The 15,487-nt window shown below is 76.6% G+C and carries 1 protein-coding gene; it reads right to left on the reverse strand.

The annotated features are described in order from the left end of the window. Window positions 1–6 precede the first annotated feature (6 nt). Entirely contained in the window at window positions 7–15,468 is a 15,462-nt protein-coding gene (locus FHS34_RS31740; RefSeq protein ID WP_184971881.1) for a type I polyketide synthase, read from the reverse strand. Window positions 15,469–15,487 lie beyond the last annotated feature (19 nt).

Here is a 15,487-nt window from a genome sequence, read left to right on the forward strand (position 1 = left end):
TCGTCGTCACAGGGCGTCGTCGTCGCCGACGAGGTCGTCGAGCGCCATGCTGATCAGGCTCTCGGCGTCCATCGCGTCGATCGGCGCGCCACCGGGTCCGCCGGCCGCCGCCGGCTGTGCCGCGGGCCGCAGTCCGGCGAGTTCGAGCAGGCTGTCCAGCAGCCCGGCCTCGCGCAGCCGCCCCACCGGGACGGCGGCGAGCGCGGCGCGCACGGTGTCCTCCTCGTCGCGCGGGCCGTCGCCGGTGCGCGGGGCCAGCTCGGCGGCGAGGTGCTCGGCGAGCGCGGCCGGCGTCGGGTGGTCGAAGACGAGCGTGGCGGTCAGCCTCAGCCCGGTGGCCTCGTTGAGCCGGTTGCGGAACTCGACGGCGGTCAGCGAGTCGAAGCCGAGGTCCTTGAAGGGCAGCTCGTTCTCGAACTCCTCGGCCCCGAGGACCGACCGTGCCTCGTCCCGCACCAGTGCCAGCAGCCGGCCGCCGCGGTCCTCGGGGGCGAGCCCGGCCAGTTCGCGGCGCAGCGCGGTGGCCGCGGCCGACGTCCCGGGTCCGGTACGTCGCGGCGTGCGCACCAGGGAGCGCAGCAGCGGGGCGACCCGGGCGGCCTCGCGCGGGGCGAGGTCGAGGCGGGCCGGCAGCAGGACCGGCTCGTCGCGGCCCACCGCGGTGTCGAACAGGGCGAGCCCGGCAGCCGCGTCGAGGGCCGGGACACCGGCGGAGGCGATGCGGCGGGCGTCGGTGTCGCCGAGCCGGTCGGCCATGCCGCCGCTGCCCGTCCAGGCGCCCCAGGCGAGCGAGATCCCGGGCAGGCCGAGCGAGCGGCGGTGTGCGGCGAGGGCGTCGAGGAAGGTGTTGCCGGCGGCGTAGCCGGACTGACCGGGGCTGCCGAGCAGTCCGGCCGCGGAGGAGAACAGGACGAACGCCGTCAGGGGCCGCTCGCGGGTCAGTTCGTGCAGGTGCCAGGCGGCGTCCAGCTTCGGCCGCAGCACGGCGTCCAGCCTCTCGGGGGTGAGCGAGGTGAGGACGGCGTCGGCGAGCACGCCCGCGGTGTGCACCACCGCGGAGACCGGGTGCTCGTCCAGGACGCGGGCGAGGGCGGCGCGGTCGGCGGCGTCGCAGGCGACGACGGTCACCCGCGCGCCGAGCGCGGTGAGTTCCTCGCACAGCTCGGCCGCACCGGGCGCCTCGGGCCCGCCGCGGCTGAGCAGCACCAGCCGCTCGGCGCCGTGCGCGGTGACCAGGTGCCGGGCGACCAGCCGGCCCAGGGCGCCGGTGCCGCCGGTGACGAGGACGTCGCCGGAGAGGACGGCCGGGGCGGGCTCGGCATGGCGCGGGGCCCGCACCAGCCGGGGGGCGCTCACCGCGCCGTCCCGCAGCGCCAGTTGCGGCTCACCGGTGGCGACGGCGGACGGCAGCAGGCGCCGGGAGGCGTCCGTGCCGTCCAGGTCGGCGAGGACCAGGCGGTCGGGGTGCTCGGACTGCGCGGAGCGGATCAGGCCCCACGCGGCGGCGGCACCGGGGTCGGTGACGTCCCCCGGGCCGGCCGCTCCGCGCGTCGCCACCACCAGTGCGGTGGCGGCGAACCGGGCGTCCGCCAGCCAGTCCTGCACCAGGGCGAGCAGCTCGCCGACGCCCTTCCGGGCCGCGTCCGCCCCCTCACCGGCGGCATGGGCCACGACCAGCGTGTCCGGAGCCTGCCCGGCGACCTCGGACAGGTCGGCGGCGACGCCGGTCCGCGCGACCTCGCCGGCCAGAGCGGCCGCCAGCTCGTCACGGCCGGCGCCGAGCACGGTCCACCGGCCGGCTCGTGGCGCCGCGGGCACCGGGACGGGCACCCAGTCGACGGCGAACAGGTCGTCGTGTCCGCCCGCCGCGGCCGCGGCGATCCGCTCCGGGCTCACCTCCCGCAGCGTCAGCGACGCCACCCGGGCCACCGGCCGGCCGGTCCCGTCGGCGGCCTCGACGCGCACCGCGTCGGTGCCGGCCGGGGCGATCCGCACCCTTAGGGCCGTCGCGCCCCGCTCGTACAGCTCCACGCCGTTCCAGGAGAAGGGCAGCGTCATGCGCTCCTCGGCACCCGCGCGCAGCCCGATGGTGTGCAGGGCGGCGTCGAACAGGGCCGGGTGCAGTCCGTACGCGCCGGTGTCGGCGGGGACGGCGACCTCGGCGTACGCCTCGTCACCGCGCCGCCAGACCGCGCGCAGGCCCTGGAAACGGGGGCCGTACTCCGCACCCAGCTCCGCCAGCCGCTCGTAGACGCCGTCCAGGTCGACCGGTTCGGCGCCGGGCGGCGGCCAGGTGGTGAGGTCGTGGCCCGGAGCCCGCTCGGCGGGTCGCAGCAGGCCGGTGGCGTGGGTGGTCCACGGGTCCCCGTCCGCCGCGGCGGCGTACACGCGGAAGGCGCGGGCGCCGGTCGCGTCGGGCTCGCCGACGGTGCACTGGAGGCGTACGGCGCCGTCCTCGGGCAGTACCAGCGGTTCGGTGACGGTCAGCTCCTCCACCGAGCCGCAGCCGGCCCGGGCCCCGGCGGCGAGGGCCATCTCGGCGAAGGCGGTGCCCGGCAGCAGCGGCACGCCGCCCACGCTGTGATCGGCGAGCCACGGGTGTTCGGCGAGGGAGAGGCGGCCCGTGTACAGGGTGCCGTCGGCGCCGGCGAGTTCGACGGCGGTGCCGAGCAGCGGGTGGTCGGCGGCCGGGCGCGGCAGAGCGAGGTCGCCGGTCATCCAGTAGCGGGAGCGCCGGAAGGCGTAGGTGGGCAGGTCCGAGCCGTCGCGGTGGGGCAGCAGGGCCGTCCAGTCGACGGCTCGGCCGTGCACGTGGAGGGCGGCGAGCCCGCTGAGCAGGGCCTCGGTCTCCGCGCGGTCCTTGCGCAGCAGCGGTACGACGGCCGTCCCCTCGGGCAGGCACTCGCCGGCCGCCGCGGTCAGCGCGCTGCCCGGGCCGACCTCCGCGAAGTGCCGGGCGCCGGCCTCGTGGAGGGCGGTGACGGCGTCGGCGAAGCGGACGGCCTCGCGGGCGTGGCGCACCCAGTACCCGGGCGTGGACAGTTCGCCGGGGCCGGCCGGCGCGCCGGTCAGGGTGGACACCAGCGGGATCCGCGGCGTGCCGTAGGTCACCGACGCGGCGATCTCGCGGAACTCCTCCAGCATCGGCTCCATCAGGGCCGAGTGGAAGGCGTGGCTGACGGCCAGTTCCCTGGTGCGTTCGAAGCGGGCGGCCAGCGCCCGGGCCGGGCCGGCGGGGCCCGAGACGACGACGGAGGAGGGCCCGTTGACGGCGGCGATCCCCACGCCGTCGGCCAGCAGGGGCACGACCTCGTCCTCGCCGGCATGTACCGCGATCATGGCGCCGCCCTCGGGCAGGGCCTGCATCAGGCGTCCCCGGGCGGCGACGAGGGCGCAGGCGTCCCGCAGTCCGAGGACGCCCGCGGCATGGGCGGCGGCGAACTCGCCCACGGAGTGCCCGGCGAGCAGGTCGGGCCGCACGCCGAACGACTCCAGCAGCCGGTACAGGGCCACTTCCACGGCGAACAGCGCGGGCTGGGTGTACTCGGTGCGCTCCAGCAGCTCGGCGGAGTCCAGGACCTCGGCCAGCGGCCGGTCGAGCAGCGGGTCCAGGTGGGCGCGGACCTCGTCGAAGGCGGCGGCGAAGGCGGGGAAGGCGGCGGCGAGCCGGGTGCCCATGCCCGGCAGCTGCGCGCCCTGGCCGGAGAAGAGGAAGGCCAGCCGGCCGTCGGTGGCGGTGCCGAGGACACCACTCGGCGGGGTGCGGCCCTCCGCCACCGCCCGGACCCCCGCCGTCAGTTCGTCCATGGTGCGGCCGAGGACGGCGGCGCGGTGGCCGAGCCGGGTGCGGGTGTGGGCGAGCGCGCCGGCGAGGCGGTGCGGATCGGTGTCCGGGGCGGTGGACAGGTGCGCCAGCAGCCGGGCGGCCTGGGCGCGCAGGGCGTCCGGGGTGTGGCCGGAGAGCAGCCACGGCACGGTGCCGGTGGTGGGGGCGCCGGCCTGTGCGGCGGGTTCTCCGGCGGGCGGCTCCTCGACGATCACATGGGCGTTGGTGCCGGAGATGCCGAAGGAGGAGATGCCGGCGCGGCGCGGGCGGCCCGGGTCGGGCCAGGGGCGGTTCTCCGTGAGCAGCCGGACGTTGCTGCCGTCCCAGGCGACGTGCCGGGAGGGCCGGTCGATGCCGAGGCTGGCCGGCAGGGTCTCGTGGCGGAGGGCCTCGACCATCTTGATGACACCGGCGACACCGGCGGCGGCCTGGGTGTGGCCCAGGTTGGACTTGACCGAGCCGAGCCACAGCGGCTGGTCCTCGGTGTGCTCGGCGCCGTAGGTGGCGATCAGGGCCTGGGCCTCGATGGGGTCGCCGAGGGTGGTGCCGGTGCCGTGGGCCTCGACGACGTCGACGTCGGCGGCCCGGACGCCGGCGGTCTCCAGGGCCCGGCGGATGACCCGCTGCTGGGCGGGGCCGCTGGGGGCGCTGATGCCGTTGGAGGCGCCGTCCTGGTTGACGGCGGTGCCGCGCAGCACGGCGAGGATCCTGCGGCCGTTGCGGCGGGCGTCGGAGAGCCGTTCCAGCAGCAGCACGCCCGCACCCTCGCCGAAGCCGGTGCCGTCGGCGGCGTCCGCGAAGGGCCTGCAGCGGCCGTCCCGGGACAGGCCGCGGTGCCGGCTGAACTCCACGAAGGTGCCCGGGGTGGCCATGACGGTCACTCCGCCGGCCAGCGCCAGCGAGCAGTCCCCCTGCCGCAGCGACTGTGCGGCCAGGTGCAGCGCGACCAGCGAGGAGGAGCAGGCCGTGTCGACGGACAGCGTCGGCCCCTCCAGGCCCAGGGTGTACGCGACCCGGCCGGAGACCACGCTGCCGGATCCGAAGCTGCCGAAGTAGTCGTGGTACATGACGCCCGCGAACACGCCGGTGTCGGAGCCGCGCAGGGCGGCCGGGTCGATGGAGGCGCGTTCCAGCGCCTCCCAGGAGGTCTCCAGGAGCAGGCGCTGCTGGGGGTCGGTGACCAGGGCCTCCTCGTCGTCCATGGCGAAGAAGGCGGGGTCGAAGTCGGCGGCGTCGTGGAGGAAGGCGCCGTGCCGGGTGTAGCTGGTGCCGGGCCGGTCCAGGGTCGGGTCGTAGAGGTTCTCGACGTCCCAGCCGCGGTCGGCGGGGAACTCGCCGACCGCGTCCCGGCCTTCGGCCACCAGCCGCCACAGGTCCTCCGGCGAGGCGATGCCGCCGGGGAAGCGGCAGGCCATGCCGATGACCGCGATCGGATCGTCGTCCGCGGCGGGGCGGGGAGCGGTGCGGGCCGGTGCCTCGGCGGGTCCGCCGGTGAGTCCGCCGGTGAGTTCGCCGAGCAGGTGGCGGGCGAGTTCGGCGGGGGTGGGGTGGTCGAACACGAGGGTGGCGGGCAGCCGGAGGCCGGTCGCGGTGGTGAGCCGGTTGCGCAGTTCCACGGCCGCCAGGGAGTCGAAGCCGAGTTCCCGGAAGGCCAGGGTGCGGCCGACGTCCTCGGCGGAGCGGTGGCCGAGGATGGTCGCGACATGGCTGCGCACGAGTTCGGTGAGGAACGGTTCGCGCTCGGGCTCCAGCAGCCCGGCGAGCCGGTCCCGCAGGGCGTCGGCGCCGCCCGTCGCGCCCGCGCCGGTGGCCGCGCCGGCCCGGCGCACGGGCACGAGGGCGCGGAACAGCGGGGCCAGGTCCTGGCCCTGGGCGCGCAGGGAGGCCATGTCCAGCTTCACCGGCAGTACGGCGGGGTCGGCTCCGCGCACGGCGGCGTCGAAGAGGGCGACGCCCTCCTCGGTCTCCAGCGGGGCGACACCGCCGCGGGCGATGCGGGTGCGGTCCGTCTCGTCGAGGGTGCCGGTCATGCCGCCGGCCCGCGCCCACAGCCCCCAGGCCAGGGAGTGCGCGGGCAGCCCGAGGGAGCGGCGGTGTACGGCGAGCGCGTCGAGGTAGGCGTTGGCGGCGGCGTAGTTGGCCTGACCCGGTGAGCCGAGGGTGGCGGCGGACGAGGAGAACAGCACGAACGCGGACAGGTCCAGGTGCGCGGTGAGTTCGTGCAGGTTCCAGGCGGCGTCGGCCTTCGGCCGGAACACCGTGTCGAGGCGGTCCGGGGTCAGGGAGGTGAGCACGCCGTCGGCGAGCACGCCGGCCGCGTGGAGCACGGCGGTCAGCGGCCGGTCGGCCGGTACGGCGTCCAGCACGGCGGCGAGCGCGGCGCGGTCGGCGACGTCGCAGGCGACGCTCGTCACCTCGGCGCCGAGGGCGGTGAGTTCGGCGACGAGGTCGTCGTCGGCACCGCCGCGGCTGAGCAGCAGCAGACGCCGGACGTTCCGCTCGGCCACCAGATGCCGGGCGAGGATCCGTCCGAGGGCACCGGTGGCCCCGGTGAGCAGGACGGTGCCGGAGCCGAGCCCGCCGCCCTCGTCGCCCGACGCGGACGCGTCGACCGCCGGACCGGCTCCCTCCGTGCCGCGCACAGGCCCGCCGGTCCCCTCGGTGGCGGCGGCCGGGGCCTCGGTGGGGACGCGGACGAGCCGCGGGGCCAGCCAGGTGCCGTCGCGGAGGGCCAGGTGTGGTTCCCCGGTGGTCACGGCCTCGGCGAGGCGTTCGGGGGCCGGCTCCTCCTCGGCCTCGACCAGCACGATGCGGCCGGGGTTCTCCGACTGGGCCGAGCGGACCAGGCCGCCGGCCGCGGCCCCGGCCGGGTCGGTGCCGGTGACGACGACGAGGGTGGTGTCGGCCAGGCGTTCGTCGGCGAGCCGGGAGCGCAGCGCGTCGAGCACCGTGCCGACGGCGGCCCTGGCCTCGGCCGCGCTCGCCCCGGCCGGGGCCCGCAGCACCTCCGGTGCGGGAGCGGATCCGGCCGCCGCCGGGGCCGGCACCCAGTCGACCCGGTACAGGAAGCCCGCGCGGGCGGCGGCCGTCGCCTCGGTCCGCAGGGGCCGCAGGGTGAGCGACTCGACGGCGGCGACGGGCGCGCCCGCGGGGTCGGCGAGCGTGAGGGCGACGGTGCCCTCACCGGCCGGCCGGACCCGGACGCGCAGCGCGGTCGCGCCGGTGGCGTACAGCCGTACCCCGGACCAGGCGAACGGCAGCAGGGCCTCGTCGCCCGCCGCGTCGGTCAGGCCGATGGTGTGCAGGGCGGCGTCCGACAGGGCCGGGTGCAGTCCGAAGCCGTCGGGCGTCGCGTCGGTGGCGACTTCCGCGTACAGGCCGTCCTCGGTGCGCCAGGCGGCACGCAGCCCCTGGAACAGCGGCCCGTAGCCGAGGCCGAGGGCGGCGAGTTCGTCGTAGAGGCCGTCGAGCGGGACGGGTTCGCCGCCCCGTGGAGGCCATGTGGTGAGCAGGTCGGCGGTCGCCGGGAGGGTTCCGGTCGGTGCGAGCAGACCGTCGGCGTGCCGGGTCCACGGCAGTTCCTCGTCGGGGCCCTCCGGACGCGACCAGATGGTGACCGGGCGGGTGGGCCCGTCGGGTGCCCCGACGACGACCTGGAGCTGGACGGCTCCGTGGTCGGGCAGCACCAGCGGCGCGTGCAGGGTGAGTTCGGCGATGTCGCCGCAGCCGACCTCGTCGCCCGCGCGCAGCGCGAGTTCCAGGTGCCCGGTGCCGGGGAAGAGCAGCCGGCCGCCGACACGGTGGTCCTCCAGCCAGGGCTGGGTGCCCGGGGAGAGCCGTCCGGTGAGGACGGCGCCCTCGCTGTCGGCGCGCACCATCGCGGCGCCGAGCAGCGCGTGGTCGGTCCGGGCGAGGCCGGCGAAGGTGACGTCGGCGCCGTTCGTGGTGCTGTCGAGCCAGTACCAGTCGCGCCGGAAGGCGTAGCCGGGCAGCGGGATCCGGCGCGGGCGGCGGCCCTCGACGACGGCCGTCCAGTCGACGCCCGCGCCGTGGGTGAAGGCCTCGCCCAGCGCGGTCAGCAGCCGGTCCCGGCCGCCCTCGTCGCGGCGCAGGGAACCGACGGCGGCCACGGCGTCGTCGGTCTCCTGGATGCCGACGGTCAGCACCGGGTGCGGGCTGGACTCGATGAACAGCTGGTGCCCGTCGGCGACGGCGGCGCGCACCGCCTGCTCGAACAGCACGGTGCCCCGCAGGTTGGTGTACCAGTAGGCGGCGTCGAGCTCCGTGGTGTCGAGCGGGCCGCCGGTGACGGTGGAGTAGAACGGCACCTGGGTGGCACGCGGCTCGATGCCGTCGAGGACCTCGGCGAGGCGCTCGCGCAGGGCCTCGACGTGGGCGCTGTGGGAGGCGTAGTCCACGGGCAGGCGCTTGGCGCGGACCTTCTCCGCCCTCAGCCGGCCGTAGAGTTCGTCGAGGGCGTCGGAGTCGCCGGAGACCACCGTGGAGGCGGCGCCGTTGACGGCGGCGACCGACAGCCGGCCGTCCCGGTCGGCGAGCCGGGCGCGGACCGCGTCGGCGCCCTCGCCGACGGACAGCATGCCGCCCGAGCCGGACAGCAGCTCGGCGATGGCCCGGGAGCGCAGCGCGACGACACGGGCGCCGTCCTGGAGCGACAGGGCGCCGACCGCGCAGGCGGCCGCGATCTCGCCCTGGGAGTGGCCGATCACGGCGGCCGGGGTGACGCCGTACGCGCTCCAGGTGTGCGCCAGGGACACCATGACGGCCCACAGCAGCGGCTGGACGACGTCCACGCGGTCCAGCGCGCCGCGCAGTTCCGTGGGGAAGTCCCAGTCGGTGTACGGCGCCAGGGCCGCGGCGCACTCGGCCATGCGGGCGGCGAACACCGGGGACTCGTCCAGGAGCCGGGTGGCCATGCCGGACCACTGGGAGCCCTGGCCCGGGAAGACGAACACGGGCCGGGCGCGGCCGGCCGCGGTGCCCTGGGCGAGCGTGCGGGCGGTGGTGCCGTAGGCCAGGGCGGCCAGGGCGGCGCGCAGTTCGGCCGGGTCGGCTCCGGTGACCGAGGCTCGGTGTGCGAAGCGGGCGCGGGTGGTGGCCAGCGACCAGCCGACGTCGGACGGGTCGAGCCCGGGATGGGTGTCGAGGTGGCCGAGGAGGGCGGCGGCCTGGTCCGCGAGCGCGGCGGGTGACTTGGCGCTGAGCAGCCACGGGACGGCGAGGTCCCGGGGTGCGGCGGGTTCCGGCTCGGCGGGGGCGGGCGGGGCCTGTTCGAGGATGACGTGGGCGTTGGTGCCGGAGATGCCGAAGGAGGACACACCGGCCCGGCGCGGGCGGTCCTGCCGCGGCCAGTCCCGCTGCTCGGTGAGCAGCCGTACCTTCCCGGCGTCCCAGTCGACCTTGGTGGAGGGCGCGTCGACGTGCAGGGTCTGCGGCAGCACGCCGTGGCGCATGGCCATCACCATCTTGATGACCCCCGCGACACCGGCGGCGGCCTGGGTGTGCCCGATGTTGGACTTCACCGAGCCGAGCCAGAGCGGCTCCTCGCGGTCCTGGCCGTAGGTGGCCAGCAGCGCCTGCGCCTCGATCGGATCCCCCAGCGTCGTACCGGTGCCGTGCGCCTCCACCACGTCCACGTCGGCGGTGGTGAGGCGGGCGTTGTCCAGCGCCTCCCGGATGACGCGTTCCTGGGAGGGGCCGTTGGGGGCGGTGAGGCCGTTGGAGGCGCCGTCCTGGTTGACCGCGGTGCCGCGGACGACGGCGAGGACCTCGTGGCCGTTGCGGCGGGCGTCGGAGAGCCGTTCCACGACGAGCACGCCGACGCCCTCGCCCCACACGGTCCCGCCCGCCGCGTCGGCGAACGCGCGGGTACGGGCGTCGGGGGCGAGCGCGCCCTGCCTGCTGAACTCGATGAACGTCTCCGGGGTGGCCATGACGGCGACACCGCCGACCAGGGCGAGGCTGGACTCGCCCTGCCGGAGCGACTGGGCGGCCAGGTGAAGTGCCACCAGCGAGGAGGAGCAGGCCGTGTCGACGGAGAGCGACGGGCCCTCCAGGCCGAGGGTGTAGGCGACGCGGCCGGAGATGATGCTGCCGGAGCCGAAGCTGCCGAAGTAGTCGTGGTACTGGACGCCGGCGAACACACCGGTGCGGCTGCCCTTGAGGCTGTGCGGGTCGATGCCGGCGCGCTCCAGCGCCGCCCAGGAGGTCTCCAGCAGCAGCCGCTGCTGCGGATCCATGACGAGGGCTTCCTTCGGGCTGATGCCGAAGAACGCGGCGTCGAACTCGCCCGCGTCGTGCAGGAATCCGCCCTCGCCGACGTAGGAGGTGTCGGGCCGCCGCCGGGCGGGGTCGACGACGCGGTCCACGTCCCAGCCCCGGTTGAGGGGGAACGGGGTGATCGCGTCGGTGCCGTCGGCGACGAGCCGCCACAGGTCCTCGGGGGTGCGGACGTCGCCCGGGTAGCGGCAGGCGAGGCCCACGATCGCCAGCGGCTCGTCCGCGCGGGCCGTCACCGTGCGGCGGTCGCGGCGGGCTCCGCCGCGGGCGCCGTCGACCAGGGTGCCGAGGTGGGCGGCGAGCGCCTCGGGTGACGGGTGGTCGAAGACCAGGGTGGCGCTCAGCCGCCGGCCCAGCTCGGCGGAGAGCGAGTTGCGCAGCTCGATGGCGGCCAGCGAGTCGAAGCCGAGGTCCTTGAAGGCCCGGTCGGTCTCGACGGTGTCCGGGTTCGCGTGTCCGAGCACGGCGGCGACATGGCCGCGCACGGTGTGCAGCAGCGCCTGTGCGCGGTCCTCGGCCGCGAGGGCGGCCAGGCGCTCGGCGAAGCCGGTGCCGGCCTCCTCGGCGGCTGCCTCCCGCCGCACCGGCCGGCCCGCCAGCGCGCGGAAGACCGGGGCCAGGCCGCTGCCCTGGGCGCGCAGTGCGGGCAGGCCGATCCGCACCGGTGCCAGGGCGGGCCGGCCGGCGCGCACGGCCCGGTCGAACAGGGCGGTGCCCTCGTCGGCGGAGAGCGCGGTCATGCCGCCGCGCGTCATCCGGGTGCGGTCGGCCTCGTCGAGGGAGCTGGTCATGCCGCCGGACGGGGCCCACGGTCCCCACGCCAGGGCCAGCGCGTGGGCGCCCCGGGCGTGCCGGTGGGCGGCGAGGGCGTCCAGCAGGGCGTTGGCGGCGGCGTAGTTGCCCTGCCCCGGGGCGCCGACGGTGCCGGCGACGGACGAGAACAGCACGAACGCCGTGCTGTCCGGGATCAGTTCGTGCAGGTGGAGGGCGCCGACTGCCTTCGGTGCGAGGACGGTGTCGAGCCGCTCGGGGGTGAGCGAGGAGACCACACCGTCGTCGAGGACGCCGGCGGCGTGGACGACCGCGGTCAGCGGACGGTCGGCCGGAATGCCGGCCAGGACGGCGGCGACAGCGTCTCGGTCGGCGACGTCACAGGCGTGCGCGGTCGCCGTGGCGCCGAGGCCGGCGAGTTCGTCGACCAGTGCGCCGGCGGCACCGGAGCGGCTGACGAGCGCGAGGTGACGGACGCCGTACGCGGTGACCAGATGGCGGGCGAGCACCGGTCCGAGGCCGCCGGTGGCGCCGGTGAGCAGCACCGTGCCCCCGGGGTCGAGGGTGAACGCGGCCGCGCGGTCGGGGACTTCGGCGCGGGTCAGCCGGGGGACGCGGGCGGTGCCGGCGCGCATCGCGAGCTGCGGTTCGCCCGAGGCGAGGGCGGCGGGCAGTACGGTGCCGGCGTCCGCGCCCGGTTCGAGGTCGAGCAGCACGAACCGGTCGGGGTTCTCCGTCTGCGCGGAGCGCACCAGACCCCATACGGCCGCCCCGGCCAGGTCCGGCACGTCCTCCCCCGCGACGCTCACCGCGCCCTCGGTGACGACGGCGAGCGGGCGGGGGTCGTCGTCCTGGAGGGCCGAGAGCGCGGTGTGCAGCGCCTCCCGAACGGCGGCGGCGTCCGTGCCGGGCGCGGTGCGCAGGATCCGGTGGCCGCTGTCGGGGGCGTCGGTGTCCAGGGGCAGCGGCTGCCAGTCGAGGGCGAACAGGGCGTCCGCACCCGGGCCGCGGGCCTCGCGCAGGCCGGTGAGCGGGCGGGAGGCGAGGGAGGTGACCGTGGCGACGGGCGCCCCGGTGGCGTCGGCCAGGTCGACGGCGAAGGCGTGCGGGCCGGTGGGCACGAGCCGGGCGCGCAGCACGGAGGCGCCGACGGCGTGCAGGGTGACTCCCGCGAACATGAAGGGCAGTCGGGCGGTGTCGTCGGCGGATCCGTCGCCGAGCAGGGCAAGGGAGTGCAGGGCAGCGTCGAAGGCGGCCGGGTGCAGGCCGAAGCGGGGCGCGTCGGCGGCGGGCCGCTCGGGCAGCCGCACCTCGGCGAACACCTCCTCGCCGCGCCGCCAGGCGGCCGTCAGGGCCCGGAAGACGGGCCCGTACTCCAGTCCGGCGGCGGCGTGCCGCTCGTACAGGCCGTCCGTGTCGAGGGGTTCGGCGTCCTCGGGGGGCCAGACGTCCAGGCGGGCGCCCGGGGTGCCGCCACCGGCGGCGAGGAGACCGGAGGCGTGCAGTGTCCAGGGCTCCTCGGCGGGCAGGCTCTCGGCACGGGCGTACACCTGCACCGTACGGGCGCCGGACGCGTCGGGTGCCCCGACGGCGACCTGGACACGCACGCCGTCGTCCGGGGGCAGCACCAGCGGTACTTCCAGGGCGAGTTCCTCCAGGTGGCCGCAGCCGACCTGGTCGCCGGCGCGGACGGCCAGTTCGACCATGGCGGTGCCGGGGACGACGACCGAGCCGCCGACCACGTGGTCGGCGAGCCAGGGGTGGGTGCGCACCGAGAGCCGGCCGGTGAGCACGGCGCCGGCGGAGTCGGCCAGCACGGTGGCCGCGCCGAGCAGCGGGTGGTCGGCGGAGTCCAGGCCGGCGGAGCCGACGTCGCCGGCCGGTGCGAGCGTGTCGGGCCAGAACGGCTCGCGCTGGAAGGCGGTGGTGGGCAGGTCGACGGTGCGGGCGCCGGTGAACAGCGCGGTCCAGTCCACGGCGGCCCCGCCGGTGTACAGCTGGGCGACGGCGGTGAGCAGGGTCTCGGTCTCGTCACGTTCACGGCGTCCGGCGGCGGCCAGGACGGCGTCGGTGTCGGTGCCGTCGGCGGCCAGGCATTCGCGGGCCATGGCGGTCAGCACGGCGTCCGGGCCGAGTTCGAGGTAGCGGGTGACGCCCGCGGCGGCGAGGGCGCGTATCTGGTCGTGGAAGCGGACCGCCTCGCGCACGTGCCGCACCCAGTGGCCGGGCGTGGCGATCTCCTGGCCGGCGAGGGCACCGGTGACGTTGGAGACCACGGGGACGGTGGCCGGGTGGAAGGTCAGGGACTCCACGACCGACCGGAACTCGGCCAGCATCGGTTCCATGAGCGGCGAGTGGAAGGCGTGCGAGACCTTCAGCCGCCGGCTCTTGTCGAAGCGGGCGGCGACCGCCTCCGCCTCGGCGGCGTCGCCGGAGATCACCACGGAGGCGGGGCCGTTGACGGCGGCGATGCCGATCCGCTCGGTGAGCAGCGGCCGGACCTCGTCCTCGCCGGCGCGCAGGGCGATCATCGCGCCGCCCTCGGGGAGGGCCTGCATGAGCCGGCCGCGCGCGGCCACCAGTGTGGCCGCGTCCTCGAGGTCCAGGACGCCCGCGACATGGGCGGCGGCGATCTCGCCGACGGAGTGCCCGGCCAGGTGGTCGGGGGTGACGCCCCAGGACTCCACCAGCCGGTACAGGGCCACCTCGTAGGCGAACAGCGCGGTCTGGGTGCGGGCGGTGCGGTTCAGCGGCTCGGGGTCGTCGCCGAGGACGAGGTCGCGCAGTTCGTCGTCGCCGTACAACGCGCAGATCTCGTCGAAGACGCGGGCGAACACCGGGAAGTGCGCGTACAGCTCCCGGCCCATGCCGGCGCGCTGCGCTCCCTGCCCGGTGAACAGGAAGGCGGTCTGTCCCTTGCGGACCCGGCCCGAGGCAGCGCCCTGACCGCCCTCGGCGACCCGGGCCATGGCGGTCACGAGCGCGTCGCGGCTGTCGCCGAGGACCACGGCCCGGTACCGGTGGGCGGTGCGGGTGGCGGCCAGGGAGTGCGCCACGTCCACCGGGTCCGCCTCGCCGGCGGTGGCGGCCAGGCGGGCGGCCTGGTCGCGCAGGGCACGCTCGGTACGGCCGGAGACCACCCACGGCACCAGTGGCGGCGCGGTGCGCGGTCCGGGTTCGGCCGGTTCCTCGGCGGGGGCCTCCTCCAGGATGGTGTGCGCGTTGGTGCCGCTGGCACCGAAGGAGGACACGGCGGCCCGGCGCGGGCGGCCGGGGTCGGTCCAGGGCCGGTTCTCGGTCAGCAGCCGGACCTGGCCCCGGCCCCAGTCGACCTTGGTGGACGGCTCACCGGCGTGCAGCGACCTGGGCAGCACGCGGTGCCGTAGCGCCATGACCGCCTTGATGATGCCGGCGACGCCCGCCGCGGCCTGGGTGTGCCCGATGTTGGACTTCACCGATCCGAGCCACAGCGGGGTGTCGGCGGGCCGGTCCTGTCCGTAGGTGGCGAGCAGTGCCTGGGCCTCGATCGGGTCGCCCAGGGTGGTGCCGGTGCCGTGCGCCTCCAGCAGGTCCACGTCGGCCGGGCCGAGCCGCGCCCCGGCCAGCGCGGCCCGGATGACGCGCTGCTGGGACGGCCCGTTCGGGGCGGTCAGGCCGTTGGAGGCGCCGTCCTGGTTGACGGCGGAGCCGCGGACGACGGCCAGCACCTCGTGGCCGTTGCGGCGGGCGTCGGAGAGCCGTTCCAGCACGAGCATGCCGGCGCCCTCGCTCCAGCCGGTGCCGTCGGCGGCGTCCGCGAAGGACTTGCAGCGCCCGTCCGGGGCGAGGCCGCGCTGCCGGGAGAAGGCGATGAAGTTGCCCGGCGTGGACATCACGGTCGCGCCGCCCGCCAGGGCGAGGGTGCACTCCTTGTCGCGCAGTGCCTGGACGGCGAGGTGCACCGCGACGAGCGCCGAGGAGCAGGCGGTGTCGATGGTGACGGCCGGGCCCTCCAGGCCCAGGGTGTAGGAGACGCGGCCGGAGATCACGGCGGCGAGCACGCCGGTGCCGAGTGCGGCCTCGCTGTCCGGTGTCCGTGCCAACAGGTCCTTGTAGTCCTGGCCGTTGGTGCCGGCGAACACCCCGATCCGGGCGCCGTGCGCCGAGTCGGGGGCGATCCGGGCCCGTTCCAGGGCCTCCCACGACACCTCCAGGAGCAGCCGCTGCTGGGGGTCCATCGCGACCGCCTCGCGGGGGCTGATGCCGAAGAAGTCCGGCTCGAACCCGGCCGCGTCGGCGAGGAACCCGCCGCGTCGGACGTAGGTCCTGCCGGTGGCGTCCGGGTCGGGGTCGTAGAGCGCGTCGACGTCCCAGCCCCGGTCGTCGGGGAAGTCACCGATGGCGTCGGTGCCGTCGTGGACGAGCCGCCAGAACTCCTCCGGGGTGCTCACGCCGCCGGGGAAGCGGCAGCTCATCCCGACGATGGCGATGGGTTCCCGGTCCTGGGTCTCCACCTCGCGCAGCCGCTGACGGGTCTGGGCCAGATCGGCGGAGACCCGCTTGAGGTAGGAGAGCAGCTTTTCGTCGTTGGTCATCGGGTGTCGCCACTCCTGT

It is taken from the genome of Streptomyces echinatus (genome assembly GCF_014203595.1).
Lineage (GTDB): Bacteria > Actinomycetota > Actinomycetes > Streptomycetales > Streptomycetaceae > Streptomyces > Streptomyces echinatus.